At 63.9% G+C, this 24,579-nt stretch carries 23 protein-coding genes; 10 read left to right on the top strand and 13 right to left on the bottom strand.

The window, feature by feature from the left end; all coding sequences use genetic code 11:
• Positions 1 to 48 precede the first annotated feature (48 nt).
• From ACSQ3I_RS14090 to ACSQ3I_RS14070, 5 genes are all read right to left on the bottom strand, one after another.
• Positions 49 to 798: an ABC transporter permease gene (locus tag ACSQ3I_RS14090; protein ID WP_435999850.1), complete on the bottom strand. Its 750-nt coding sequence runs from the start codon at positions 796 to 798 to the stop codon at positions 49 to 51.
• Positions 795 to 1,733 carry an ABC transporter ATP-binding protein gene (locus ACSQ3I_RS14085; protein ID WP_435999849.1) on the bottom strand — a complete coding sequence of 313 codons (939 nt, stop codon included), beginning with the start codon at positions 1,731 to 1,733 and terminating at the stop codon, positions 795 to 797. The genes ACSQ3I_RS14090 and ACSQ3I_RS14085 overlap by 4 nt, the downstream gene beginning before the upstream one ends.
• Positions 1,730 to 2,896, bottom strand: a complete 1,167-nt coding sequence (locus ACSQ3I_RS14080) for an ABC transporter permease (protein WP_435999848.1) — start codon at positions 2,894 to 2,896, stop codon at positions 1,730 to 1,732. Before ACSQ3I_RS14080 ends, ACSQ3I_RS14085 begins: the two co-directional genes overlap by 4 nt.
• 58 nt (positions 2,897 to 2,954) lie before the next feature.
• On the bottom strand, positions 2,955 to 3,866 hold the full coding sequence (osmF, locus tag ACSQ3I_RS14075; RefSeq protein WP_435999847.1) for a glycine betaine ABC transporter substrate-binding protein OsmF: 912 nt from the start codon (positions 3,864 to 3,866) through the stop codon (positions 2,955 to 2,957).
• A gap of 177 nt (positions 3,867 to 4,043) precedes the next feature.
• Entirely contained in the window at positions 4,044 to 4,775 is a 732-nt protein-coding gene (locus tag ACSQ3I_RS14070) for a GntR family transcriptional regulator (protein WP_435999845.1), read from the bottom strand.
• Between the two features lie 241 nt (positions 4,776 to 5,016).
• Between ACSQ3I_RS14070 and ACSQ3I_RS14065 the strand changes: the two genes are divergently transcribed.
• Both ACSQ3I_RS14065 and ACSQ3I_RS14060 read left to right on the top strand, forming a co-directional pair.
• A complete protein-coding gene (locus ACSQ3I_RS14065) occupies positions 5,017 to 6,030 on the top strand; it encodes an SIS domain-containing protein (RefSeq protein ID WP_435999844.1) in 1,014 nt (337 codons plus the stop codon).
• A gap of 29 nt (positions 6,031 to 6,059) precedes the next feature.
• Positions 6,060 to 6,887 carry a PfkB family carbohydrate kinase gene (locus ACSQ3I_RS14060; RefSeq protein ID WP_435999842.1) on the top strand — a complete coding sequence of 276 codons (828 nt, stop codon included), beginning with the start codon at positions 6,060 to 6,062 and terminating at the stop codon, positions 6,885 to 6,887.
• On the opposite strand, the gene ACSQ3I_RS14055 is transcribed toward ACSQ3I_RS14060, so the two are convergent.
• The 4 genes from ACSQ3I_RS14055 to ACSQ3I_RS14040 form a co-directional block, all read right to left on the bottom strand.
• Positions 6,880 to 7,764 carry a DMT family transporter gene (locus ACSQ3I_RS14055; RefSeq protein WP_435999840.1) on the bottom strand — a complete coding sequence of 295 codons (885 nt, stop codon included), beginning with the start codon at positions 7,762 to 7,764 and terminating at the stop codon, positions 6,880 to 6,882. The two genes, ACSQ3I_RS14060 and ACSQ3I_RS14055, sit on opposite strands and share 8 nt — an antisense overlap.
• Positions 7,754 to 8,725: an amino acid ABC transporter permease gene (locus ACSQ3I_RS14050; RefSeq protein ID WP_435999839.1), complete on the bottom strand. Its 972-nt coding sequence runs from the start codon at positions 8,723 to 8,725 to the stop codon at positions 7,754 to 7,756. The genes ACSQ3I_RS14055 and ACSQ3I_RS14050 overlap by 11 nt, the downstream gene beginning before the upstream one ends.
• Positions 8,726 to 8,842: 117 nt before the next feature.
• Positions 8,843 to 10,123, bottom strand: a complete 1,281-nt coding sequence (locus ACSQ3I_RS14045) for an NAD(P)/FAD-dependent oxidoreductase (RefSeq protein WP_435999838.1) — start codon at positions 10,121 to 10,123, stop codon at positions 8,843 to 8,845.
• Between the two features lie 64 nt (positions 10,124 to 10,187).
• The gene (locus ACSQ3I_RS14040; protein WP_435999836.1) at positions 10,188 to 11,012 is read right to left on the bottom strand and encodes a transporter substrate-binding domain-containing protein; all 825 of its coding nucleotides are present in this window, start codon (positions 11,010 to 11,012) and stop codon (positions 10,188 to 10,190) included.
• A 228-nt stretch (positions 11,013 to 11,240) separates the two neighbouring features.
• Between ACSQ3I_RS14040 and ACSQ3I_RS14035 the strand changes: the two genes are divergently transcribed.
• The 4 genes from ACSQ3I_RS14035 to ACSQ3I_RS14020 all read left to right on the top strand — a co-directional run bounded on the left by ACSQ3I_RS14035 (position 11,241) and on the right by ACSQ3I_RS14020 (position 14,241).
• Positions 11,241 to 12,173, top strand: coding sequence for a 3-keto-5-aminohexanoate cleavage protein (locus tag ACSQ3I_RS14035; RefSeq protein ID WP_435999834.1), 933 nt, complete (start codon positions 11,241 to 11,243; stop codon positions 12,171 to 12,173).
• Positions 12,173 to 12,685 (top strand): N-acetyltransferase family protein, encoded by a 513-nt coding sequence (locus ACSQ3I_RS14030; RefSeq protein WP_435999833.1) that lies wholly within the window; start codon positions 12,173 to 12,175, stop codon positions 12,683 to 12,685. Before ACSQ3I_RS14035 ends, ACSQ3I_RS14030 begins: the two co-directional genes overlap by 1 nt.
• A 24-nt stretch (positions 12,686 to 12,709) precedes the next feature.
• Positions 12,710 to 13,744 carry a histone deacetylase family protein gene (locus ACSQ3I_RS14025; RefSeq protein WP_435999832.1) on the top strand — a complete coding sequence of 345 codons (1,035 nt, stop codon included), beginning with the start codon at positions 12,710 to 12,712 and terminating at the stop codon, positions 13,742 to 13,744.
• Positions 13,745 to 13,836: 92 nt separating this feature from the next.
• Positions 13,837 to 14,241 carry a DUF3307 domain-containing protein gene (locus ACSQ3I_RS14020; protein WP_435999830.1) on the top strand — a complete coding sequence of 135 codons (405 nt, stop codon included), beginning with the start codon at positions 13,837 to 13,839 and terminating at the stop codon, positions 14,239 to 14,241.
• Here ACSQ3I_RS14020 and ACSQ3I_RS14015 read toward each other — a convergent pair whose 3' ends face one another.
• Positions 14,242 to 14,478: an Lrp/AsnC ligand binding domain-containing protein gene (locus tag ACSQ3I_RS14015; protein ID WP_109458974.1), complete on the bottom strand. Its 237-nt coding sequence runs from the start codon at positions 14,476 to 14,478 to the stop codon at positions 14,242 to 14,244. It abuts the gene before it with no gap.
• A 94-nt stretch (positions 14,479 to 14,572) separates the two neighbouring features.
• Complete coding sequence (locus ACSQ3I_RS14010; protein WP_435999828.1) at positions 14,573 to 15,463, bottom strand: LysR family transcriptional regulator; 891 nt, start codon at positions 15,461 to 15,463, stop codon at positions 14,573 to 14,575.
• 150 nt (positions 15,464 to 15,613) lie between these two features.
• On the opposite strand from ACSQ3I_RS14010, the gene ACSQ3I_RS14005 reads away from it, so the two are divergent.
• A complete protein-coding gene (locus ACSQ3I_RS14005; protein WP_435999826.1) occupies positions 15,614 to 16,897 on the top strand; it encodes an NAD(P)/FAD-dependent oxidoreductase in 1,284 nt (427 codons plus the stop codon).
• A 144-nt stretch (positions 16,898 to 17,041) separates the two neighbouring features.
• Entirely contained in the window at positions 17,042 to 18,580 is a 1,539-nt protein-coding gene (gene amaB, locus ACSQ3I_RS14000; protein ID WP_435999824.1) for an L-piperidine-6-carboxylate dehydrogenase, read from the top strand.
• 272 nt (positions 18,581 to 18,852) lie between these two features.
• Here amaB and ACSQ3I_RS13995 read toward each other — a convergent pair whose 3' ends face one another.
• Positions 18,853 to 21,300, bottom strand: coding sequence for a heavy metal translocating P-type ATPase (locus ACSQ3I_RS13995; RefSeq protein ID WP_435999822.1), 2,448 nt, complete (start codon positions 21,298 to 21,300; stop codon positions 18,853 to 18,855).
• A gap of 97 nt (positions 21,301 to 21,397) precedes the next feature.
• A complete protein-coding gene (pdxA, locus tag ACSQ3I_RS13990) occupies positions 21,398 to 22,417 on the bottom strand; it encodes a 4-hydroxythreonine-4-phosphate dehydrogenase PdxA (protein ID WP_435999820.1) in 1,020 nt (339 codons plus the stop codon).
• Positions 22,418 to 22,584: 167 nt separating this feature from the next.
• Between pdxA and ACSQ3I_RS13985 the strand changes: the two genes are divergently transcribed.
• Both ACSQ3I_RS13985 and ACSQ3I_RS13980 read left to right on the top strand, forming a co-directional pair.
• On the top strand, positions 22,585 to 23,364 hold the full coding sequence (locus tag ACSQ3I_RS13985; RefSeq protein WP_435999818.1) for a DeoR/GlpR family DNA-binding transcription regulator: 780 nt from the start codon (positions 22,585 to 22,587) through the stop codon (positions 23,362 to 23,364).
• Positions 23,365 to 23,380: 16 nt separating this feature from the next.
• On the top strand, positions 23,381 to 24,523 hold the full coding sequence (locus ACSQ3I_RS13980) for a four-carbon acid sugar kinase family protein (protein ID WP_435999816.1): 1,143 nt from the start codon (positions 23,381 to 23,383) through the stop codon (positions 24,521 to 24,523).
• Positions 24,524 to 24,579 lie beyond the last annotated feature (56 nt).

Raw genomic sequence — 24,579 nt, 5'->3', positions numbered from 1 at the left:
ATCTTTTGTTTTGACGCAAAACCGCGACGCATTTTTGCGGGAATTGCTTCAAGCCTCGATTCGCCCCATGCGGCGCGCCGCTGCCCCTTCGAGGGCGGAGAACCCGTCATAGGTCAGCACGGCGAGCGCCGCGACCAACAAGCCGCCCTGCAGGACGAAGGCCAGATTATTGGATTGCAGGCCGGCGATGATAATCTCTCCCAGCGTCTTTGCCGCCACCGTCGAGCCGATCGTCGCCGTGGCGAGGCCGATGACGGCGGAGAGCCTGATGCCGGCCAGCATGACCGGCGAGGCCAGCGGTATTTCGATGCGCACGAGGCGCTGGAAGCCGGTCATGCCGGCACCCCTTGCAGCCTCCATCACCGAAGGCGGCAGGGTTGTCAGGCCGGTCAGGGCATTTTCGAAGATCGGCAGAAGCCCATAAAGGAACAGCGCGATCAGCGTCGGTTTTTCGCCAAAACCCACGGCCGGCACGGCAAGCGCCAGCACTGCGACCGGCGGAAAGGTCTGGCCGATGTTCACGAGACTGCGGGAGAGCGGCAGGAATTCCGCGCCGATCGGCCGCGTCACCAGCACGGCCAGCGCGATCGCCACTACCGTGGCGCCAAGCGTGGCGATGGCGACGGTGCGAAGGTGCAGCAGCGTCAGCGTCAAGAGGTCGCCCTGATTGTAGATCGCCGGAGCGCCGTCCTGCACGAGCGGTTGCAGCAGCCCGGAAAACCAGGCCGGCCGGAAGAGAAAGGCGAGCAGCAGCGCCAAGAGGCCAAGACGCAGCAGAAGCGGCAGCCAGCGGGTCATTGCGGCCTCGCGGCGCGCTGGAGCAAGGCTTGCAGGCTGACATGGCCGAGGATCGTGCCGTCTTCGCCGGCCACCGGCAGCGTTTCCCGCCCGGACCACATCAGCGCCGACAGCGCGTCGCGCAGCGAAGCGGCTGCGGAAAGCGGTTCGCCCTCCGCTGGGCCGGGTTCGAGGGCTTCGGCGGCGGTGGCGATGGACAGCAGCCGCAGCGGCCGGTCCGCCGCGCCGATCAGCGTTTCGACGAAGGGCGTGGCCGGCCGGAGCACCAGTTCGGCGGGGCTGTCATATTGCAGCAGGCGGCCCTTATCCATCACCGCCACCTTGTCGGCGAGGTGGAAGGCCTCGTCCATGTCATGGGTGACGAGAACGATCGTCGTGCCCAAATGTTTCTGGATCGCCAGCAGATCGTCCTGTGCTTTCGCACGGATAATCGGGTCGAGCGCGCCAAAAGGTTCGTCCATCAGGAGCACGTTGGGTTCGGCAGCGAGCGCGCGGGCGACGCCGACACGCTGCTGCTGTCCGCCGGACAGTTCGTGCGGGAAACGGCTGCCGAAGGCTGAGGGATCGAGCTGGAACAGGGTCAGCAGTTCGGCGACCTTGGCGTCGATCCGCGCCCGGTCCCAGCCGAGCAGTTCGGGCACCGTGGCGATGTTCTGCGCCACCGTTCGATGCGGAAACAGGCCATGGCCCTGGATGGCGTAGCCGATGCGGCGGCGAAGCTGGTATCCGGGGATGGCAAGCGCATCCTCGCCGTCGATACGGATCGTTCCCTCCGTCGGTTCGACGAGCCGGTTGATCATCCGCAGCAACGTCGTCTTGCCGGAACCGGAGGTGCCGACGATGACGGTGATCGTCCGCGGCGCGATGGTCATGGTCACCGCATCGACAACGGTGTTTTCGCCATACCGTTTGGTGACCTTGTCGATTTCGATCATGCTGTTGTCTTCCGGTTGGACGCTTGCGCGTTCATGTCGATGAGGGCATCGAGAACGATGGCGGCGACGAAGGCGAGAAGGACGGTCGGGGCGGCGCCGAGCAGCACAAGATCCATCGCCGTCTGGCCGATGCCCTGGAACACGAAAACCCCAAAACCGCCGCCGCCGATCAGGGCGGCAATCGTGGCAAGCCCGATGTTCTGCACCAGCACGATGCGAACGCCGGTGAGGATGACCGGCAGCGCCAGCGGAAATTCGACGCGCCACAGCCGCTGGCTGTCGGTCATGCCGATGCCGCGGGCGGCCTCGTTGACGTCGCGCGGAACGCCGCCAAGACCGACCACGGTGTTGGCGACCACCGGCAGCAGCGAATAGAGAAACAGCGCCACGAAGGCCGGCGCCATGCCGATGCCGCGAATGCCGATGGCCGCCGCACCCGGCACGTTGAGCGCGATCCAGCCGAGCGGTGCGATAAGAATGCCGAACAGGGCAATCGACGGAATGGTCTGGACGATGTTCAGGCTGTTGAGAACCGCGCCGCGCAGGGAAGGCGTGCGGTGGCAGAGGATGCCGAGCGGCAGGCCGGCGATGACGGCGGCAAACAGCGAACCGAGCGCCAGCATGACATGCCGTCCGGCCTCCAGCCAGAAGGTTTCGGCCCGGTTGGCGTATTCCTTCAGCAGCGACAGTCCGTCCCAGCTTCCCGACAGCAGCACAAAGGCGATGACAAGGAGTGCTGCGGCCAGGAACAGGATGCGGGCCAGAGGCCTCGGTTTCAGCCGCGTGATGGCATCGGCGGCCAGCAATGCGAAGGCGAAACACAAAAGCCAGAAGCCGGATGCCGGCGAAACGCGCGCATAGGTGTTTTCCGGTGGCGTCAGATGGATGGCGGAAAAGCCGATGCCGAGCAGCAGAACGATCAGGCAGACGGTGGCGGCGGCAAGCCGGATGACAGCGGGCGACCGGGCAAGCGCCACGAGACTTGCGGCGATAACCACGGCAAGCAGAAGAAGACCCGCCCAGGCCGGCAGCGATTCCAGCAGGGATTTTGCCTCGCCCTGAACGATGCGGTTGGCGCGAAACAGGCTGAAGGGTGCAAGCAGCACCCCGCAAAGGGCAAGCGCAGCGATGACGACGCCCAGCTTATCAGGTCGAAATCTCACGCGGCGCCCCTGTCGAAAATGGCGAGGGCCGGCAGGTTTGCCGGCCCTCCGGTTCGTCTTACTTCAGGAAGCCGTTTTTCTTCAAGAAATCTTCGGCAACCGCCTTGGCAGGCTCGCCACCCACCTGCACGCGGCCGTTCAGTTCCTGCAGCGTCACCAGATCAAGCTTTTCGAACACCGGCTTCAGCAGGGCTTCGATTTCCGGATGTTCCTTGAGCACGGCTTCGCGGATGATCGGCGACGGCTGGTAGACCGGCTGGACGCCCTTGTCGTCTTCAAGCACCACGAGGCCAGACGGCGCAATGCCGCCATCCGTGCCGTAGACCATCGCGGCGTTGGCGCCATTCGTCTGGTTGGCGGCAGCGGCGATGGTGGCAGCGGTGTCGCCGCCCGAAAGCGTGATCAGCTGGTCGGGTTTCAGGGTGAAGCCGTAGGTGGTCTGGAAGGCCGGCAGGGCCGCGGCGGAATTGACGAATTCCGACGAGGCGGCCAGCACGACCGTGCCGCCGTTCGAAACATATTTGCCGAAATCGGTGAGCGACTTCACCTGGTTGCCTTCGGCAACGTCCTTGCGCAGCGCGATTGCCCAGGTGTTGTTGGCCGGCGACGGCGTCAGCCAGACGATCTTGTTGGCGTCGTAATCCAGTTTCTTGGCTTCTTCATAGGCCTTGGCGGCGTCCTTCCAGACCGGATCTTCCGACTTTTCGAAGAAGAAGGCGGCATTGCCGGTATATTCCGGATAGATGTCGATCTCGCCGGCGGCAATCGCCTTGCGCACCACCGGCGTGGCGCCGAGCTGCACGCGGTCGGTGGTCGGGATGTTGTTGGCGTTCAGCACGGCGAGGATGATGTTGCCGAGCACGCCGCCTTCCGTATCGATCTTCGACGAGACCACGACCTGTGCCTGAGCGATGGTTGCGGTGAAGGCAAGGGCAAAGGCGGTTGCGATGAGGTTCTTTGTGATGGTCATGGAAACTTCCTTGAAATGAACGCGCAATTTTGACCACGGATTATCGGCGCCGTCCGGGTACGCAGTGCCATATATGGCGGCGCTTCCGAAAAAACAGAGCGCCGAAGCGGCCGGCTGAGGGTTTGAATTTGCGGGACAATTCGGTTTGCCGCCGCCGGCCTGTTTGCGGATGAGGTTTTATGTGCGGGCGAGGCTGAAGGTGAAATGGCTGCCGCGATGATAGTCGATCGCGTAGATCACGGGGATGCCGGCCGTATCGAAACAGGTTTCGGTGATCAGCAGCGCCGGGCCGAAATCCCTGAGGTCGTTTCGCTCCACGACGTCGTCCGGCAGCATCACCGCCGACACGTTTGCCGCCGACATGCGCGGGCGATGGCGATGCTGTTCGAGCAGCGACAGCAGCGATCCGCTCCAGTCGATGTCGTAGAGGCGGGTAGGAATCACGCGCCGCGGAATATAGTCGAGACAGTACATGATCGGCTCATGCTGCTCGAGCCGCAGCCGCTCCAGGCGGATGACGCGTTCGCCGGCCTCCAGCTTCAGCTTCTCGGCAACGGCTGCCTCCGGTGCCTCCTCGGAAATCGACAGCACCTTGCTGATCATCTGGTAGCCGCAGTGGCGCGCCATGTCGGTGACGCTCTCGAACACGGTGATCGGTCGGTCGACCTGTACGGCCGACAAAGCCGAGACGAAACGGCCGCGACCATGCTCGACATAGATGACGGCGTCCTGTTCCAAGAGTTTCAGCGCTTCGCGCAAGGCCGGCCGGGAAATCCTGAACCGCTGCGTCAGCTGCGCCTCGGTCGGCATCTTGTCGCCCGGCTGCAATCCCTCGGTGCGGATCAGATCGGCAATGCGGTCGCGAAGCTGGATGACCAGCGTGCGCGTATCGCGAAAAGGCTCTTCCAAATTTCTGACCTCGCGGGGTGCAAAACGTCTCTTTCTTCCTGTCTGACAAATGACGGAAGGTCAAGAGCGGACGTTTCTACGCAAAAAGGCCCGGCCACAAGGGCGTTTCGATCCGTCTGGCGAACGCCTCGCTGGCGTCTCTTCGTCGTAGCGCTTGACAGAAAAAACCGAAGATGTCAGTTGTCTTACAACATTGCGTTCCCATTGAAAGGGAACCGGAAACAGCCATTGGGAGACGGTGATGCTGAATTTTGACGAACAGAGATTTCTTCGCATCCAGTCCGGCGCCGTCGCCCTTGCCGAACGGCTCGACGAAACGATCGGCGCGTGCCTGCGGGCCGGGGCGGAGAACATCTTCTTTCTAGGCACCGGTGGCGCCGCGATCCTGATGCAGCCGGCCGTACAGCTCTTGCAGCGCCACTCGCGCTTTCCCGCCTATATCGAGCCGACCGCCGAACTTTTCATAGCTGGCTCTGTGAACCTGACGGCAAAATCGGTCGTCGTCATGCCGTCGCTGTCGGGTACGACGAAAGAAAGCGTCGCCCTGCTCGCCAAGGTGAAGGAAATCGGCGCAACGGTGCTGACCCTCGTCGGCCATGAAGAAACGCCGCTCGGCAAGGGCGGAGACCACGTGTTCGTCAATTTTGCCGAGGACGATACGTCCTGCGAGTCCTTCTATCTGCAGTCGCTCATCATTGCCCTGTCGATCATGAAACATCGTGGCGAGATCGATGATTACGATGCGGTTGTCGGTGAGTTGAAAAGGCTTCCGGGCCTGTTGCTGGAGGTCAAGCGGGCTTACGAACCGAAGGCGGAAGCCTTTGCCCGGACGCTTGCGGCCTCGGATTATCACATCATCACCGGCGCCGGGAACGTCTGGCCCGAGGCCTTCTATTACGGCATGTGCATTCTCGAGGAGATGCAGTGGATCCGCACCCGTCCGGTGCATGCCTCGGACTTTTTCCACGGCACGCTGGAGCTGGTGGAAAAGGGCGTCAGCGTCATCCTGTTCAAGGGGGAAGACGCCTACCGGCCGCTCGCCGACCGCGTCGAAAGTTTCGTTCCGACCTATACGGACAAGCTGGCGGTGCTGGACACGGCCGAGTTGGAGCTGCCGGGCATTTCGGCACGAACACGCGCCCTCGTTTCACCCGTCTTGCTGGCAACCGTGCTGGAGCGCATAAGTGCGCATCTCGAAGTCTTGCGGAACCATCCGCTGACGACACGGCGGTATTACAAGCGCGTCGCTTATTGAGGGCAACGGCGTCAAACGGAGGCAGATCGATGAAACCGTTTCGTTTTGCCGCCGTCGGTGACAATTGCATCGATCGTTTCCAGCCGCCGGTCAGCCAGTCGCTGGTCGGCGGCAATGCCGTCAATGTGGCAATCCAGCTTGCCCGGCTCGGCGAGCACGCCTTCTATTTCGGTGCCGTCGGTTCGGATGCGGATGGCGAGCGGACGCGGGTGATGCTCGACGGTTATGGCGTCGATATCGAGCATGTCGAAACCCGTCCGGGCGTGACCGCCTACACCAATATCGATGTCCTTCCCTCGGGCGAACGTATCATCGGATATGAGGATTTCGGCGTCTGTGCCGGCTATCGGCCTGCGGCGGCCGCTCTGGCGGTGTTGACGACCATGGACCATGTCCATCTCGGCTGGCTGGACGATGGCGGAGCTCTCCGTCGCCGGCTGGCGGCGCAGGGCATAAGCCTGTCGCAGGACATTTCGGTGAATGCCGATCCGGCCAATCGTGGTGTCGAGGGGCTGACAGTGGCCTTTGCATCGGCAGAGGGGGGCGAGGACGAGGCGGAGGCCCGCATTCAGGCGCTGCTGGCGGGCGGTGCCCGGTTTGCGGTGGTCACCCGCGGATCGCAGGGCGCCATGGCCAGGAGTGCCGGCGGCGATTTTGCGCGCAGCGGTATCAAGCCGGTCGAGGTCGTCGACACGACCGGCGCGGGCGACAGTTTTATTGCCGGTTTTCTCGCAGGCTTCGTGGCCGGCCGACCTCTGCAGCATTGCCTTGAGGGTGGGGCCGAACGCGCGGCGCTGACCTGCACCCATGTCGGCGGTTTCCCGCAGGAACCGCTGCCGCTTGCCGTGCCTATCTGAGCACCAGCCATCCGGAAACGATGATGATGCCGGCGCCGATGAGCGTGTAGATCTCCACCGGTGCGGCAAACAGCACGGCGCCGTAAAGGCATCCCCAGATGATCTGACTATACTGGAACGGCGCCACGACGGAGGCATCGCCGATGCGGAAGGCACGGACCAGCAGCGCATGGCCGGCGAACACCAGAAGGCCGGTGACGACCGCCATCCAGAGGTCGCTTGACGTCGCCGGCTGGAATTCGCCGTAAGCCAGGGTGGCGCCGAAGGCGAGGATGATCTGGATGACCAGCGTCGTGGAGATAAGCGCGCTGTCGGATTCCGTCGATTTCGCCCGCCGCAGCAGCACCAGCGACATGGCAAACAGGAGCGCCGAGCCGGCCGCGGCGGCATGGCCGAGGTTGAGCGGGGCAACACCGGGCCGAAGCGCGACGGCAACACCGAGGAAACCGATAAGCACCCCGGCCCAGGCAACGCCCGACAGCCGCTCGCCAAGCAGCACGAAAGCAAGGATCGCCACGAAGACCGGTGCCAGGAAGGCCAGCAGATAGGCTTCGGCCAGCGGCAGCACGGCAAAGGCATAGTGGATCAACAGGGCATCGGCAGCCAGAAGCACGCCGCGGGTGATCGCCAGCGCCGGGTGGCGTGGAATGAGTGCCTTCATCCGCCCCGTGGCCGCCGTGGTGGCGAACAGCGCCACAAGCGCGACGATCGTGCTCATGAAGGTGACTTGCGGCGCGACGAACTTGATCGCCAGCATCTTCACCAGCGCGTCGGAACCGGAGAAGAGAAAAAACGACAACAGGACGATCAGCGCCGCACGCAGGTTGGAGCGCGGCGTTGTGCCCAGTGTGGATGAGGCGGGAACGTCAGCGGACATTGAACCGCCCGAACCGCTCCTCGATGCGCGACTGCAGGAATTCCAGGCCGATGGACAGGATCCAGTAGATCATGGAGGCGGTGATCAGCATTTCGATATGACGAAACTCCGTTTGTCCCTGGGTGCGGGCGAGATACATGATCTCCCATACGCCGACAACCGAGACAAGAGAAGAGTCCTTCAACATCGCGATAAACTGGTTGCCGGTCGGCGGAATGATCACCCGCATCGCCTGCGGCAGGACGACAAGCGCCATGGTCTGGCTGGGGCTGAGGCCGAGGGCCGTTGCCCCCTCGCTCTGGCCGCGCGGAATGCTCTGGATGCCGGCGCGGAAGATCTCCGTCATGTAGGCGCCGTAACACAGGGACAGCGCCAGGATGCCGGCGGGCACCGCGCCGATGACATAACCCACCTGCGGCAGGCCGAGATAGATGATGTAGATCTGCATCAGGAGCGGCAGGCCGCGAAACAGCGAGGTGTAGAAGGTGGCGAGGCCGTAGATGACGCCGTTTTTCGAGAGTTTCGCAATGGCGCCGATCAGCGCGATGATCGTGGCGATGACGATGGAAATTGCCGAGATGTAGAGCGTCGTCACCACGCCCTGGGTGATCAGGAAGCCGATTTTCTTGGCGATGAAGGCAAAGGACAGATCGAAGGAGTAGAAGAACAGCATCAGGAGCACGAACAGCTCCAGCCAGACGCCAACGATCTGCTGCCGGCGTGGCAGAAGCCTGAGCAGCTTCCAGTTGGCGGCGAGGATCAGCGCAATGCTGACAGCGGACAGCAACCGGCCGATGGCATCGTTGGCGGCGAACCATTCGGCAAGCGGCGGAACAAGGCGTCCGAGCCAGGCCGAGCTGACGCCCATGGCAAACAGGCTGAGCGCGACGAGGCCAAGCGCCAGCAGCACGCCGGTCCGCCGCGCCGCATCCGGATAGTTCAGGATAAACCTGCCGATCATTTGCTTCCCCCTCCCCGTCAGAGCATTGTCACCTTTCTGCAAAAAGCGAAATGCTCTATCCTTTTGTTTTTATGTAGTTTTAGACGCAAAACCGCTCAGCATTTTGCCGGAAGTGCTCTAGGCGGCGCGTTCCCGCCACCAGTCCTGGGCCTGCAGTTTCCAATAGGTCAGCTGTGCCACGGCCAGCCCGGCGATGCCGCCGGCCCAGACGAGGCCAAAGGGTTCGAACAGTTTGTAGCGCTCGCTGGCGCCGAGAATGCCCTCGGCGATCACCTTGCCGCCGATGGCGGTGGTGTTCAGCCCGTGGCCGCCGAAGGCAGTGCAATACCAGACGCCCGGCTGCATCCGGCCGATCTGTGGCATCAGGTGGCGGGCATACGACATCAGGCCCGACCAGGCGAGTTCGGTCTTCAGCCCCTTCAGTTGCGGATAGGTGCCGACCATTTCATGGCGCAATTCTTTTGCCAGCGCCTCGGCGGAAGCGGCGCGCGTGGTGATCCGGCCGCCCCAGAGCAACCGCCGGCCGTCGTCGACGACGCGGTAATAATCGCCGGCGCGGCGGTCGTCGCCGATGGCGTCGGTGGTGGCGATCGCCTGGCGGATGAGATCCGGCGCCTCCTCGCTGACCATCACATAGGTGGCGATCGGCAGGAAGGCACGGTTGAGCTTGCCGACCAGCCCGCCGGTGTATCCGCCGGTGGTGAAGACGACGTCGCGGGCGCGCACCGTGCCCCTGGCGGTCCGCACGATCTTCTCCGGTCCGGAGAAATCGGTGCTTTCCGCCGCGGATTGCTCGTAGATGCGTCCGCCCAGCCGCTCGATTTCCGCCGCGAGCGCCCGCAGGTAATTCAGCGGATGCATGTGGAAGGCGTTGGGATTGCGCAGGCCCTGATAATAGCGCTGGGATTTCAGCACGGCACGCACCCGGTCGCGCTCGTAAAATTCCAGTTCGTAGCCATAGCTGCGGGCGACATCGTCGGCATAAGACTTGAGGCTGTCGCCGCCGTCGTAGCGCAGCACGCCAAGGATACCCGCCTGCGGCTTGGCGCCGGTGATCGACAGGTCGCGGATCGTATCGCGGACGAAATCCGCGCCCTCCATCGACAGGCAATGCAGGTCCTTGGCCGCCGCCTCGCCGACATGCCGGGCGATTTCTTCGCCACCGGTGGCGTAACCCGGGCTGACGAAGCCGCCGTTGCGGCCGGAGGCGCCGAAGCCGACGCTTTCCGCCTCCAGCACGGTGACGGACCGGCCGCCACGCGCCAACTGCAGCGCAGTTGTCAGACCAGCAAGGCCGCCACCGACGATGACGGCATCGCATTCGATGGTTTCAGCAAGGATAGGTCTGGCCTTCTCTTCGCTGAGCGTGCGTTTGTAATAGGTATCGGGATAGGACATGGCAGGCTCTTGCAACGCAGATGTGGAAACGGGCGGCAAGCGCCGCCCGCATCGGGACCAGGGATCAGTCGGCGCTATAATCCTTGCCGTACCACTTGGTGGTCAGCGTCGCGAGCGTGCCGTCCTTCTTCATCTCCTGGATGATGCCGCCCACCTTGGCGGTCCACTCCGGATCGACCTTCTCGGCGATGACGACGAGCGGTTCGCGGAAGGCGTATTCGCCTTCGATCACCTTCAGCGGGTAGCCGTTCTTGATGGCATTGAGTGCCGTCTGCTCCGGCGCGATCACCGCATCGAGGCGCACGCCGGCACCGAGGCGCAGGTCGTCGAAGGGCAGCATCGAATCGGCAAAGGTGCGGACTTCGCCCGGTTCCAGCTTGTATTCGATCGGCGGCAGGCCCGGCGCGTCGATTTCAAGCTTGCGATTGATGAAATCTTCCGATGTCGTCGCCGTTTCGACGCCGATTACCTTGCCGTTGAGATCGGTGACGGATTTGGCTTCGCTGTCCTTGTGGACGACGTAGACATAGGGGCTGTAATAATAGATGCCGACGAAATCGATGACCTGGGCGCGTGCCTTGGTCGGTGTTACCGAACCGACGCCGAGATCATAGCGGCCCTGCCAGCGGCCGCCGGTCAGCGTCTGCCAGTCCGGGGTCTCGAAGCTCACCTCGACGCCGAGGCGCTTGCCGATCTCGCGGGCGACGTCGATGTCGAAGCCGACCATCTCGTTGTTGTCGTCGAGAAAGCTCTGGGGCGGCCAGCCGCTGTTGGTGGCGACGACCATCGCCTTCTTGCCCATGACGCGGTCCAGCGTTTCACCGGCCTGGGCGGTGGAGGCAAAAGCCAGTGCGGCGCCGACCGCCAGATATGCGAATAGTTTCTTCACGAAATCCTCCTTCGTCGCGGGTCAGACGTTGTTCCCGTTTCTGTAAGATGTCTGACAACTTAATTGATCCCAAGACAGAAGCTTCGTCAATAGCAACCCGCTGGCTGCGACAAAACAAAATGGCCGCTGCGAATGATTGTGATGGCTATGATCGCCCTATGGCGTTTCTTCGCATTCTTTGACTAGTGTAGTGGAGGAGATTCCGTGGAGGAGAGAAGAGTGGCAGGCATGTCGAGGAACAAGGTCATTATCACCTGCGCGGTCACCGGCTCGGTGCACACGCCGTCGATGAGCCCGCATCTGCCGGTGACGCCAGCCGAGATTGCCAAGCAGGCGATCGGCGCGGCGGAGGCCGGCGCCTCGATCCTGCACCTGCACGCCCGCGATCCGTCCGACGGGAGGCCTTCAGCCGATCCCGCCGTCTTCCTGCAGTTCCTGCCGGTCATCAAGCAGGCGACGGATGCGGTGATCAACATCTCCACCGGTGGCAGCTCGCTGATGACGCTGGACGAGCGGCTGGCGGCGGCGCTGAGGGCCGAACCGGAAATGTGCTCGCTCAACATGGGCTCTATGAATTTCGGCATCTTCGGTCTGGCAAAGCCGAGCATGGAATGGAAACATGACTGGGAGCCGCGGCTGCTGGAAGCGACGCGCGGCGGCATCTTCAAGAACACATTCGCCGATATCGAGGATATCCTCAAACGGCTCGGCGAGGGCTGCGGCACGCGTTTCGAGTTCGAATGCTACGATGTCGGCCATCTCTATTCGCTAAAACATTTTTACGACCGCGGGCTGGTCAAGGGGCCGCTGTTCATCCAGTTCGTGCTCGGCATCCTTGGCGGCATCGGCGCCGATCCGGAAAACCTCGCGCATATGAAACGCATCGCCGACAAGCTGTTCGGCGACGACTACCGTTTCTCGGTGCTGGCCGCAGGCCGTGCCCAGATGCCGCTGATCACCATGGGGGCGACGTTGGGCGGCAATGTCCGCGTCGGGCTGGAAGACAGCCTCTATATCGGCCGCGGCGAACTGGCGACATCGAACGCGCAGCAGGTGGCGCGCATCCGCACCATCCTCGAAAATCTCTCGCTGGAGGTCGCCACGCCCGAGGAAGCGCGAGCCATGCTGGCGCTCAAGGGCGGCGACCGGGTGGCGTTCTGATGGAAACGACGAACCGCAGCGACCTCGTGATCCGCAAGGCGACGGCCTCCGACGCCGACACCATTCTCGCCGGCATCCGCATGATCGGCGATCATCTCGGCACGCCGCACAAGATCAGCGCCACGGCGGAGGATTTTCGCCGTCACGGGTTTGGCGCCTCGCCGGCCTTCGAGGTGCTGATTGCCGAAATCGACGGCGTTTTTGCCGGGCTCTGTCTGTATTTTGCGAGTTTTTCCACCTGGCGCGGCAAGCCGGGGGCCTACATTCAGGATCTGGTGGTCGACAAGGCGTTTCGCGGCAATGGTGTCGCCGAGGCGCTGTTGCGGCAGACGGCACGCCATGTCCGCGAAAAGGGCGGCGTCTACCTTCGGCTCTCGGTCGACGCGGGCAATCTCACCGCCCAGCGTTTTTACGAACGCATCGGCCTGCAACATCAGCCGGAAGAACATATTCATGCTATTTATGGTGACGCCTTCGAAGCCCTGGCCGGCCTCGGTGAAAGCGGCGTCTGACAGACGACAGGATACGGAAGCGAAATGAAGACCTTTTTTGCCGAAGAGCAGGCGATCCACGACCCCCGGATGTTCCTGTCCAGCGGGGCGCAGAAGCCCAATCCGGAAAAGCCGGAGCGCACCAACCGCCTGCTGGCCGGCGCCAAGGCGGCCGGCTCCACCATCGAGCGCCCCCGCGACCACGGCCTGAAGCCCATCGCCGCCATTCACAGCCCGGAATATATCGCTTTCCTGCGGACCATCTTCGAACGCTGGCAGCGCATCGAGGGCGCCTCGGAAGAGGTGATCCCCAATATCCATCCTCTGGCGCGAACAGGAAGCTATCCGGCGTCCGCGGTCGGCCAGGCCGGTTACCACATGGCCGATACCGCCTGCCCGATTTCCGCCGATACCTGGCTGAGCGCCTGCTGGAGCGCCTGGAGCGCGGTGGAGGCGGCAGAAACGGTCCTCTCCGGCGCCCGCGCCTCTTATGCGCTCTGCCGCCCGCCGGGCCATCACGCTTTCGCCGATGTTGCCGGCGGCTTCTGCTTCCTTAATAACTCCGCCATCGCCGCCCAGCACCTGCGCAGCCAGGCGAAACGTGTCGTCATCCTCGATGTCGACCTGCATCACGGCAACGGCACGCAAGGCATCTTTTACGGCCGCGCGGACGTCCTGACGGTTTCCATTCATGCCGACCCGATCCGCTTCTACCCGTTCTTCTGGGGACATGCGGACGAGCGCGGCGAAGGCCTGGGTCTCGGCTATAATTTCAACCTGCCGCTGGTGCGCAAATCCGGCGACGCGGAATTCCTGGAAGCCCTCTCGGCTGCTGCCGAGCGCATCGAAGCCTTTGCGCCGGATGCGCTGGTGGTGGCGCTCGGGCTGGATGCCTTCGAAGGCGATCCTTTCGGCGGGCTTTCGGTGACGACGCCGGGTTTTGCCCGCATCGGCGAAGCGATTGCCGAAATGGGCCTGCCGACCGTCATCGTCCAGGAGGGCGGTTATCTCTGCGATGCGCTCGGCGACAACCTGACATCCTTCCTCGGCGGCTTCATCGGCGCGGGCGGGGCGAGATGAGCCATTTGCGGTCGGAGGCGGTATCGAGAAGGGCGCTGGCGGAGGTTGGCGGGCCTCCGCCTTGTCGTCGGCTCAGGGGAGCGCGCTGAACTATGACCGCGATGCCAGACACCGTTCCGACGTTCTGGCTGCTCGCGGCAGCGATCGCTTTCCTGCTCAAGCATCTTGCCGCGGATTTCCTGCTGCAGACGGACTGGATGGCGCGCGGCAAAGAAGCGGAACGCGGTTGGCTGGCGCCTTTGGCGGCGCATGTCGCAGTGCATGCCGCCATCACCGTTCTGATCTTCGCTGTGGTCGCACCGGCGCTTGTCTGGCTTGCCGCCGTCGATTTTGTCGTGCATTTCACCATCGACCGGACAAAAGGTATTTTGGGGCGCAAGCTGCAGCTTGCTCCGTCCTCTTCCGGCTTCTGGTGGCTGATGGGGGCCGACCAGACGCTGCATCATGCGACGCATCTGGTCTTCGTCGTGGCGCTTGCCGCGGCAAAAGCCGCGTGATCAGAACGCCGTGAAGGTCAGCGTCGTCAAGGATCGCATGATGCCCGGAATATTGGCGATGTGTTCGTTGATGAACTTGCCGATGTCCTTGTCTTCGTTGACATAGACCTTCATCAGCAGGTCGTATTCGCCGCTGGTGGAATAAAGCTCCGAGACCAGTTCGGTCTTGTAGATCGCATCGGCCACCTGATAGGTCTTGCCGGGGGCGCATTGAAGCTGGACGAAGATCGGTTTCATGCTGGTTTCCTGCAAAATGGCGATGCCGCCCGTCTTAAAGATGCAAGCGGGCGAAAACAATATGGGCGAAAGCAGTCCCTGCATGCAAGCACGCTTATGTCGCCGCAGCCTCGCGAAGAATCCATTCCCGGAAGGCGGCGAGCGGCGGATAGGTCAGCCGTTCGGCGGGACAGGCGAGATAATAGCCACCGGCACTCTGCATGTCGGCGCCGGCTGCCACCAGTTCGCCGCGCCGCAGCTCTCCCTCGATCAGGAAGCTCGGCAAAAGCGCCACCCCGAGACCGGCGGCCGCCGCCTGCGCCGCAGTGGCGAACTGGTCGAACAGCATGCCGTGGACGCTCGGCTCCGGCACCGCATGGTCGATCAACCAGCGTTCCCAGGCATCCGGCCGGCTGGTCAGGTGCAGCAGCGGCACGGAGAGAAAATCCGATGGCTGTTCCAGCCGGTGACGGGCGCGAAAGGCCGGGCTGCAGGCCGGCACGACACGCTCCGACATCAGGAAGGCAAGCTCAGCGCCCGGCCAGTGCGGATGGCCGAAATGAATGGCCGCGTCGATCGAATCCAGACGGAAATCGAAGGGCGAAAGCCGGGTGACGAGATTGACCGTCGTGCCCGGATTGGCCTCCAGAAACCGCCCGAGGCGCGGCGCCAGCCAACGGGTTCCAAAGGTCGGCAGGATTGCTAGCGTCAGGGCGCCGCCGTCCGGGTTGGCGCGCAGGTTCAGCGAGGCGCTGGAAATGCGCCGCAACGCCTCGCGGATTTCTCGCGCATAGGCGTCGCCGGCCAGTGTCAGCCGGATGGTCTGGCGTTCGCGCACGAAAAGGGCGACGCCCAGCTGCTTTTCCAGCGCCTTGATCTGCCGGCTGACCGCGCTTTGGGTGAGGTCCAGTTCGCGGGCGGCGATGGTGACGCTGCCGGTGCGGGCGGCGGCTTCGAAGGCCGCAAGCAGCGAGAGGGAGGGCAGGAAACGGCGGGCCGGCAGCATAGGTCATTCCCATTCAGAATGAACTCTTGATAATAAGTCGATATTCATCATCATGCCGTGGCTGTAAAGACGGACAATCGCAGATTTCGGCTGCCATATCAGGTACATTCGGGCAGATCCGCAGACGATCTGGCGACAGGGAAGACAACGATGCTGAACGACCCCCGCTCCCACGGCCTCTGGGAAAGAACCGCACCGCCGGCCCCGGTTACGTCGCCGCTTGTCGGAGATGTGACGGCCGATGTCGCCATCGTCGGTGGCGGTTTTACCGGGCTTTCGGCGGCGCTGCATCTGGCGGAGGCCGGTCGCAAGGCGGTGGTGCTGGAGGCGACGGAGGTCGGTTTCGGCGGTGCGGGTCGCAATGTCGGATTGATCAACGGCGGCATGTGGGTGATGCCTGACGACCTGCCGGGCGTGCTCGGCCCCACCTATGGCGAGCGGGTCCTGGAGCTTCTGGGCGGCGCGCCGCTGGTCGTGCGCCAGCTGATCGAGAAACATGCCATCGCCTGCGAGCTGGAAACGAACGGCACCCTGCATTGCGCCGTCGGCGCCGATGGATTGAAGGAACTGGAAGAGCGGCAGCGCCAGTGGAAGGCGCGCGGTGCACCCGTCGAGCTGCTTTCGGCGGAAGAAACCGCGGCGCGGATAGGCTCCACCGCTTATTCCGGCGCCCTGTTCGATCGCCGTGCCGGAACGCTGCAGCCGCTCGCCTATGTGCGCGGCCTCGCCCATGCCGCCCTTGCCGCCGGTGCAAGTATCCACACCGGCAACCCGGTCGAAGGATACGAAAAGACCGGTAACGGCTGGCGTGTCAAAACCGCCAAGGGATCGGTGACGGCGCAATGGATCATCGTTGCCACCGACGCCTATTCGACCGGCCCGTTTTCGGCTGTCCGCACGGAACAGATCCACCTTCCCTATTTCAACTTTGCCACAAGGCCGCTCGGCGACAACCTGTCGCGTTCGGTGCTGCCGGGCCGCGAAGGCTGCTGGGATACCAAGGAAATCCTGTCCTCGTTCCGCATGGACCAGGCCGGACGCCTGGTGTTCGGCAGCGTCGGCGCCTTGCGCAACACCGGTGCTTCGGTTCACAAGGCCTGGGCGAAACGTGCGATGAAACGCCTCTTTCCGCAGCTCGGCGATGTCGAGTTCGAGGCCGAATGGTATGGCAAGATCGGCATGACCGTCGATGCCGTGCCGCGGTTCCATCGTTTTGCCGAACGCGTCGTCGGCTTTTCCGGTTATAACGGCCGGGGCATTGCGCCCGGCACCGTTTTCGGCCAGACGCTCGCCCGCCACATTCTCGGCGACATCGCCGAGGCCGACCTGCCGTTGCCGGTCACCGATCCGAAAGACCAGAGCTTCCGCACCGTCAAGGAAGCATGGTATGAGGCCGGCGCGCAGGTGGCGCATTTCGCCGGCGAACGTTTTTAAAGCAAGCCCAGCATAGGCCGAAGGCTTTGCTGGCACTCCGAAAAACAAGGTTGGAGCCTTTTCGCTTCCAGGAGAAAAGCGGATGTTCCAGCTGCCATTCCAACCAGCGTCGTGACGACCACAAGAACTATTGGAAAGACAAATATGACCCTCGCACAGCTTGATCTCGCCGCAGACGTCAAAAAGATCCTCACCGACCTCGGCGTTTCCGAAGCGCGCTTCACCGGCGGCACGCTGCCGGTCTCCTCGCCGATTTCTGGCGCCGAAATCGGCCGCCTGCCGGAAGACAGCGCCGCGGCGACCGCCGAAAAGATCGAAGCCGCCCACAAGGCCTTCCTCGAATGGCGCCAGGTGCCGGCGCCGAAGCGCGGCGAACTGATCCGCCTGCTCGGCGAGGAACTGCGCGCCGGCAAGGCCGCGCTCGGCCGCCTCGTTTCCATCGAAGTCGGCAAGATCACCTCCGAAGGCCTCGGCGAAGTGCAGGAAATGATCGACATCTGCGATTTCGCCGTCGGCCTGTCGCGCCAGCTCTACGGCCTGACGATCGCCACCGAGCGTTCCGAGCACCGCATGATGGAAACCTGGCATCCGCTCGGCGTCGTCGGCATCATTTCCGCCTTCAACTTCCCGGTCGCCGTCTGGTCGTGGAACGCGGCGCTGGCGCTGGTCTGCGGCAACTCGACCATCTGGAAGCCGTCCGAAAAGACGCCGCTGACGGCGCTCGCCACCCAGGCGCTGTTCGAACGCGCCGTCAAGCGTTTCGTCGCCGAAGGGGGCACGGCGCCGGACAACCTCTCGACGCTGCTGATCGGTGGCCGCGCCATCGGCGAAGTGCTGGTCGATCACCCGAAGGTGCCGCTGGTTTCGGCCACCGGCTCCACCGCCATGGGCCGTGCCGTCGGTCCGCGCCTGGCGCAGCGTTTCGCCCGCTCGATCCTCGAACTCGGCGGCAACAATGCCGCCATCGTCTGCCCTTCGGCGGACCTCGACCTGACGCTGCGCGGCGTCGCCTTCGCTGCCATGGGCACGGCCGGCCAGCGCTGCACGACGCTGCGCCGCCTCTTCGTGCATGACAGCGTCTACGACCAGCTGGTGCCGCGCCTGCAGAAGGCTTACGGTTCCGTGACCGTCGGCAACCCGCTGGAAACAGGCACGCTCGTCGGCCCGCTGATCGACAAGGCCGCTTTCGCCGGCATGCAGAAGGCGCTTGATGGCGCCAAGGCTGCAGGGGGTTCGATCACCGGCGGCGACCGCGTCGACAACGGTTCGGAAAACGCCTTCTACGTGCGTCCGGCACTGGTGGAAATGCCGTCGCAGACCGGTCCGGTCGAGCACGAAACCTTCGCGCCGATCCTCTATGTCATCAAGTACAGCGATTTCAACGAGGCCCTGGCACTGAACAACGCCGTGCCGCAGGGCCTGTCGTCGTCGATCTTCACCAACAACATGCAGGAAGCCGAAACCTTCGTTTCCGCCCGAGGCTCCGATTGCGGCATCGCCAACGTCAACATCGGTCCCTCCGGTGCTGAAATCGGCGGCGCCTTCGGTGGTGAAAAGGAAACCGGCGGCGGCCGTGAATCCGGTTCTGATGCCTGGAAGGGCTACATGCGCCGCTCGACCAACACCGTCAACTACGGCAAGACGCTGCCGCTGGCGCAGGGCGTCAAGTTCGACGTGGAGTGAGGGTTTTGGGGGCTCGGCTTTTGTGGCTTTGCCCCTCACCCTAACCCTCTCCCCGCAGGCGGGGAGAGGGGACTTGCCATACGCGGCGTTCAGTGTGCGGAAACATTGCGACATATTCCCTTCTCCCCACCGGGGAGAAGGTCGCGGCAGCGGGATGAGGGGGCGCCACACGGCACACCCTGTCCACTTGGCCCCCTCATCCGACCCTTCGGGCCCCCTTCTCCCCGCGGGGGAGAAGGGGAAAGAGGCGCAGGCGGCATCTTCCTTCTCTTTCACCCCCTGAACCGCTTCAGCCGCATGGCATTGCCGAGCACAAAGATGCTCGACAGCGCCATGGCGCCGGCGGCCAGCATCGGCGACAGCGTCGTGCCGGTCAGCGGATAGAGCACGCCGGCAGCCACCGGGATCAGGATGACATTGTAGGCGAAGGCCCAGAACAGGTTTTCGGAAATGTTACGGATCGTCGCCTTCGACAGCGCGATGGCTCGCGACACGCCGAGGAGATCGCCCGACATCAACACCACGTCGGCGCTTTCGATGGCGATGTCGGTGCCCGTGCCGATGGCGATGCCGACGGCGGCCTCGGCCAGTGCCGGAGCATCGTTGATGCCGTCGCCGACGAAGGTGACGGTCCGCCCGCCCTCGCCGAGCCGCTTGACCACATCCACCTTGCCGCCGGGCAAAACCTCGGCCACGACCTCGTCGATGCCCAGTTCGCGGGCGATGGCTTCGGCGGTGCGGCGGTTGTCGCCGGTGATCATTGCCACTTTCAGCCCCATGGCGTGCAGCGCCCGGATCGCTTCGGGCGTCGTCGGCTTGATCGGGTCGGCAACGGCGATGACGGCGGCAAGTCTGCCCTCCACCGCGGCGTACAGCGGCGTGCGTGCCTTCTCGCCCATGGCGCGGACCTTTTCCGCGAAGGGGGTAACGTCGAGACCGAGTTTTGCCATGTAGCGGTCGGCACCGATGGCAACCGTCCTGCCGTCCACCTTGGCCGAAACCCCATAGCCGGCTTCTGCGGCAAAATCGCTGGCCGCGGTGGGCGAGATGCCTTCCTCACGGGCAGCCGCAACGATGGCTTCCGCGACCGGATGCTCCGACCGCGCCTCGACGGCGGCGACCAGCGCCAGCACGTCAGCCCTTTCGAACCCCTCCGTCACCTCGAAATCCGTCAGTTCCGGCCGTCCGGCAGTCAGCGTGCCGGTCTTGTCGACGGCGACCACCTGCGTGTCGCGCAGGGTCTGCAGGCCGTCGCCGTTGCGGAACAGGATGCCCAGTTCGGCAGCGCGGCCGGTGCCGACCATGATCGAGGTCGGCGTGGCAAGCCCCATGGCGCAAGGGCAGGCGATGATCAGGACGGCGACTGCGTTGACCAGCGCGAAGCTCAGCGCCGGCTCCGGACCAAAGACCAGCCAGACCAGAAAGGTAAGCACGGCGGCTATCATCACCGCCGGCACGAACCACGCCGTCACCCGGTCGACCAGCGCCTGGATCGGCAGTTTCGAGCCCTGCGCCATCTCCACCATGCGGATGATCTGCGAGAGCACGGTGTCGGCACCCACCTTGGTGGCGCGGTAGGTCAGGCTGCCGGCCTTGTTGACGGTGCCGCCGACCAGTTCGCTGCCGGCCGCCTTGGCGACCGGCACCGGCTCTCCGGATATCATCGACTCGTCGACGAAGGACTGGCCTTCTGTCACCAGGCCATCGACGGGGATGCGTTCGCCCGGCCGCACCTGCACGATATCGCCTTCATGCACCGCGTCCATCGGCACGTCGACGAATTGTCCGCCGCGCTCGACGCGGGCGGATTTTGCCTGCAGGCCCATCAGCCGCTTGATCGCCTCGCTCGTCCTGCCCTTGGCGCGGGCTTCGAGATAACGGCCGAAGAGGATCAGCGTCACGATGACCGCCGCGGATTCGAAATAGACGTTTTGGGTGCCGGCCGGCAGCAGCGATGGCAGGAAGGTCGCGACGGTGGAGTATCCCCAGGCGGCAGCGGTGCCGAGCACGACGAGGGAGTTCATGTCCGGCGCCAGCCGGAAGAGTGCCGGAATGCCCTTGGCGTAAAACCGCAGGCCGGGGCCGAATTGCACGATCGTCGCCAGCACGAAGCAGATGACGAACACCGCCTGCTGCCCGACTGTCATCGCCAGCCAGTGATGGAAGGCCGGGAAAAGATGCGCACCCATCTCCAGCACGAAGACCGGCAGGGTCAGCGTGGCGGCAATGATCAGGTCGCGCTTCAGCCGCCGCAACTCGTGTTCGCGGGCCTCGGCGCGTTCATCCTTGGTGATGGAAAGCTGCGGTGACCGGGCCTCGTAACCGGCCGTATGTACGGCCGATGCGATCGCGCTGTTCGGCACGCCGGCAACGGCGCGCACGCTCGCCCGTTCGGTCGCCAGGTTGACATTCGCCTCGATGACGCCGGGTACAGCGGCGATCGCCTTTTCGACGCGCTGGACGCAGGAGGCGCAGGTCATGCCCTCGATGTCGAATTCGCGCAGGGTCGTCTGCACCTCATAGCCGGCCTTGTGGATCGCTTCGATGACCGGCGCGGGATCGACGGTTTTTTCGAAGGTGACCTCGGCGGTTTCGCTGGCGAGATTGACGTTGGCCGCGCTGACGCCCGGCACCTTGCGGATCGCCGTTTCGACCCGCCGGACGCAGGAGGCGCAGGTCATGCCTTCAACCGGGAAGCTCTGACGAAGCTCTGTCGCCATGATTTTTTCCTCGTTCCAATTTCAGTTGGAGACGGGTCTAAAGCTTCCAGCAACGGGAAGGTCAACGGCAAAAACGCCAGTTCCTGACGAATGCCAGTTATACCGGCCGGGTCAGCGCATATTGCGCATAAGCAATGGCCTCGATCAGGCTGCTCGGTTGCGCCACGCCCTTGCCGGCAATGTCGAAGGCGGTGCCGTGATCGACCGAGGTGCGGATGATCGGCAGGCCGAGGGTGACGTTGACGCCGCTGAGTTCGGTCCACGTCCCGGTCTCAGGGTCGATGACGAAGCCGAGCAGCTTCACCGGAATGTGCCCCTGATCGTGATACATGGCGATCACAGCGTCGTATTGGCCGGCCCGCAGCTTGACGAAAACGGTGTCGCCCGGCACCGGGCCGAGGATCCGCCATCCCCTCGCCTGATAGTCTGCGACAACGGGGCCGGTGATGTCGATATCGTGGCGGCCGAAGATGCCGCCTTCGCCCGCATGCGGATTCAGCGCCGCAATCGCGATGCGCGGATCGGTGATGCCGAGAGCCACGAGCGCGGCATGGGTGAGATCGACGACACGGCGGATGCGGGTAGCCGTCGCCTTCTTCGGCACGTCTTCAAGGGCGCAGTGCGTCGTGACGTGGCTGACGCGAAAATTCTGGTGCGCCAGCATCATGACGCTGTCGCGGACACCGGTGAGATCGGCCAGCATTTCGGTGTGGCCGGGGTAGTGATGGCCGCCGAGATGCAGGGCCTCCTTGTTGAGCGGCGCCGTCACCATGGCGCCGATCCGGCCGGCCAGGGCAAGCTCCACCGCCATGCGCACGGCTTCGAAAGCCTGGCGGCCGCCTTCGGCGGAAACGCGGCCGGTCTCGATCGGTCCGGCGGGTGCAGGCGTCGGCAGGATCGCCGCCGCCGGGGCTTCTTCGAGATCGTCCGGGCCGATGACGGGCGGCATGGCGAGGCCGAGCTTGCTGCCCGTCGCGGCCAAGGTTCCGGCATCGCCGATCAGCAGCAGGCGGGTCTCGGAAGCACCCGGGCGTGCGGTAACGGCTTGAATGGCCTTCAGTGCAATTTCCGGACCGATGCCGGCGGGATCGCCAAGGGTAATTGCTATCGTTCTCATGTCAGATCGTTCCAATCCGCTGATTGCATGGGTCGATTTCTAACGATTTTGCCACGATCTGAAAGAGGAAATCTGCATAATGTGAAATTATGTGGAATTTTATGACGCGTCTTGTGACGTAAATCGATTTGGCCTAACGTTCGTAAAAATCGATTTCGAGGTGAAACTTGTTTCCGGCACAGCGTCGCGCGCGCATCATCGAGCTTCTCCGCGCCGAGCAATCGGCATCGCTGCGCGACATGGCGGAGAAAATCGGCATATCGCTATCCACCGTTCGCCGCGATGTCGATTATCTCTGCGACACCGGCCATCTGCAGCGCACCCATGGCGGCGCCATGATCGAGGCGACGGCGATGCGCGGTTTCGAGCCGGAAAAGGATATCGCCCGCGCCATCGCCGGTGCGGAGAAGAAGGCGATCGGAGAGCGCGCCGCGGCACTGATCCAGCCGGGGCAAACGGTGATTTTCGACAGCGGCACGACGACGGCGGCAGCGGCGCGTTCGGCGCGGGAGCGCAACATTCCGTTCACGGCGATGACCAACGATCTGCATATCGGCACCCTGTTCTCCGACAATGCCGCGATCCAGACGACGGTGACCGGCGGCACCGTGCGTCCGGGCTCTACAACGCTGCTCGGCGTTGCGGCCATGCGCACGCTGGAGCGTCTGCATGCCGACATCGCCTTTATCGGCACCCATGCGGTGACCGCGGATTTGCTCTCCGACACCTCGACGGAACTGGCCGACATCAAGCAGACCATTTTGCGGAGTGCCGACCTTGTCGTGCTTCTCGCCGACAGCAGCAAGTTCTTCAGCCGGGCTTTCTGCAGCTTCGGGTCGCTGAAGGACGTGCATCTCATCATCACCGACGACCGGCTCGATCCCGATCATGCGGCCGTGATCCGCGCATTGGGGATACCGGTCGAACTCGTCGCCGTTTCTTCGTAGTCAGGACCGATCACGCATGCCGAACCTTCGCCTCATCGCCGACGATCTGACCGGCGCGCTGGACAGCGGCTGCGCTTTTGCCACGCAGGCGGAGCCGGTGCTGATCGGCCTGCCATGGCAGCCGTTGCCGGAGGGGCCGCGCATTGCGGTCAGCACGGAGAGCCGCGATCTCGATGAGGCCGGGGCGATGAGCGCCGTGACCGAGATGCTGCAGCGGTTGGCGCTCGAAGGGGATAGCCAAACGTTGTGGTTCAAGAAGATCGACAGCGTCATGCGCGGCCATCCGGTGGCCGAGACGGTCGCGGCCGTTCGTGCCGGCAGCTTCCAACATTGCGTTTTCGCTCCTGCCTTCCCGGATATGGGGCGCGTGACGGTGGAGGGCAGGCAATATCTGCTCGGGTCGGAGCGGCGGCAGGTCGGGCCGGATTTTCGCGCCGCTTTTGCGGCTTGGGGAATGACGGCGGCAGTGCCGGCTTTCAACGGGGACGGGCGCGTCATGGCGGCGTCCGGCGATCAACAGGTCGCGGTCGTCGATGCGGAGACGCAGGAGACGCTGGTGAAACGTATTGCTTCCCTACAGCATGGGGCACCGGATCGGACCTTGTGGGTCGGCACCGGCGGGCTGGCTGCGGCACTTTCGGGCGGGCGGTCGCTGCAGGCCACGCCGCCGGTCCGGGCGGTGATCGTCGGTACCACCCATCCGGTGACCCTGGGGCAGATCGACCATGCGGTGACATCCGGGCGGACAGCGCCGGAAAGGGACGGGCCGGGTGAGGATCTGGAGCAACTCCAGCAAAAGTGCGTCGCGGTTTTGCGTCCGGAATTGCATAGAAACGCTCAAAGGCCGGTCCTGATTGCGCCATCGCTTTCGAGCGCCGATGCCTCAGAGACATCGGCACGCCTACGCGATCTGGTGCCGGAGATCAGGATCGGCAATCCGGCGGATACGGCCTTCATTGTCGTCGGTGGCGACACGCTTTCGAAGGTGCTGCAATCGGTCGGCGCAAAATTCCTGGAATGTTTTGGCGAGGTTTCGACAGGCGTGCCGATCTGCCGCGTCGTTGGCGGCAGTTGGGATGGCGTGACGCTGGTCACCAAGTCTGGTGGTTTCGGCCGGGAGAGCCTGTTGACGCATCTATTGACCGAAGCTGAAGGGTGATCCGCCCGGCTTGAACCGCGTCCGGGCAGATCTTGTTCCCACTATGCTGGTCGAAC

Source organism: Rhizobium sp. LjRoot30 (genome assembly GCF_964253915.1).
GTDB lineage: Bacteria > Pseudomonadota > Alphaproteobacteria > Rhizobiales > Rhizobiaceae > Metarhizobium.
This window is presented reverse-complemented; position numbering and strand designations above follow the sequence as displayed.

Coding starts and splice junctions, on each gene's coding strand:
- ACSQ3I_RS14090 (WP_435999850.1), bottom strand. CDS start 798: ATGACCCGCTGGCTGCCGCTTCTGCTGCGTCTTGGCCTCTTGGCGCTG.
- ACSQ3I_RS14085 (WP_435999849.1), bottom strand. CDS start 1,733: ATGATCGAAATCGACAAGGTCACCAAACGGTATGGCGAAAACACCGTT.
- osmF (WP_435999847.1), bottom strand. CDS start 3,866: ATGACCATCACAAAGAACCTCATCGCAACCGCCTTTGCCCTTGCCTTC.
- ACSQ3I_RS14065 (WP_435999844.1), top strand. CDS start 5,017: ATGCTGAATTTTGACGAACAGAGATTTCTTCGCATCCAGTCCGGCGCC.
- ACSQ3I_RS14060 (WP_435999842.1), top strand. CDS start 6,060: ATGAAACCGTTTCGTTTTGCCGCCGTCGGTGACAATTGCATCGATCGT.
- ACSQ3I_RS14055 (WP_435999840.1), bottom strand. CDS start 7,764: ATGTCCGCTGACGTTCCCGCCTCATCCACACTGGGCACAACGCCGCGC.
- ACSQ3I_RS14050 (WP_435999839.1), bottom strand. CDS start 8,725: ATGATCGGCAGGTTTATCCTGAACTATCCGGATGCGGCGCGGCGGACC.
- ACSQ3I_RS14045 (WP_435999838.1), bottom strand. CDS start 10,123: ATGTCCTATCCCGATACCTATTACAAACGCACGCTCAGCGAAGAGAAG.
- ACSQ3I_RS14035 (WP_435999834.1), top strand. CDS start 11,241: ATGTCGAGGAACAAGGTCATTATCACCTGCGCGGTCACCGGCTCGGTG.
- ACSQ3I_RS14030 (WP_435999833.1), top strand. CDS start 12,173: ATGGAAACGACGAACCGCAGCGACCTCGTGATCCGCAAGGCGACGGCC.
- ACSQ3I_RS14025 (WP_435999832.1), top strand. CDS start 12,710: ATGAAGACCTTTTTTGCCGAAGAGCAGGCGATCCACGACCCCCGGATG.
- ACSQ3I_RS14020 (WP_435999830.1), top strand. CDS start 13,837: ATGACCGCGATGCCAGACACCGTTCCGACGTTCTGGCTGCTCGCGGCA.
- ACSQ3I_RS14015 (WP_109458974.1), bottom strand. CDS start 14,478: ATGAAACCGATCTTCGTCCAGCTTCAATGCGCCCCCGGCAAGACCTAT.
- ACSQ3I_RS14010 (WP_435999828.1), bottom strand. CDS start 15,463: ATGCTGCCGGCCCGCCGTTTCCTGCCCTCCCTCTCGCTGCTTGCGGCC.
- ACSQ3I_RS14005 (WP_435999826.1), top strand. CDS start 15,614: ATGCTGAACGACCCCCGCTCCCACGGCCTCTGGGAAAGAACCGCACCG.
- amaB (WP_435999824.1), top strand. CDS start 17,042: ATGACCCTCGCACAGCTTGATCTCGCCGCAGACGTCAAAAAGATCCTC.
- ACSQ3I_RS13995 (WP_435999822.1), bottom strand. CDS start 21,300: ATGGCGACAGAGCTTCGTCAGAGCTTCCCGGTTGAAGGCATGACCTGC.
- pdxA (WP_435999820.1), bottom strand. CDS start 22,417: ATGAGAACGATAGCAATTACCCTTGGCGATCCCGCCGGCATCGGTCCG.
- ACSQ3I_RS13980 (WP_435999816.1), top strand. CDS start 23,381: ATGCCGAACCTTCGCCTCATCGCCGACGATCTGACCGGCGCGCTGGAC.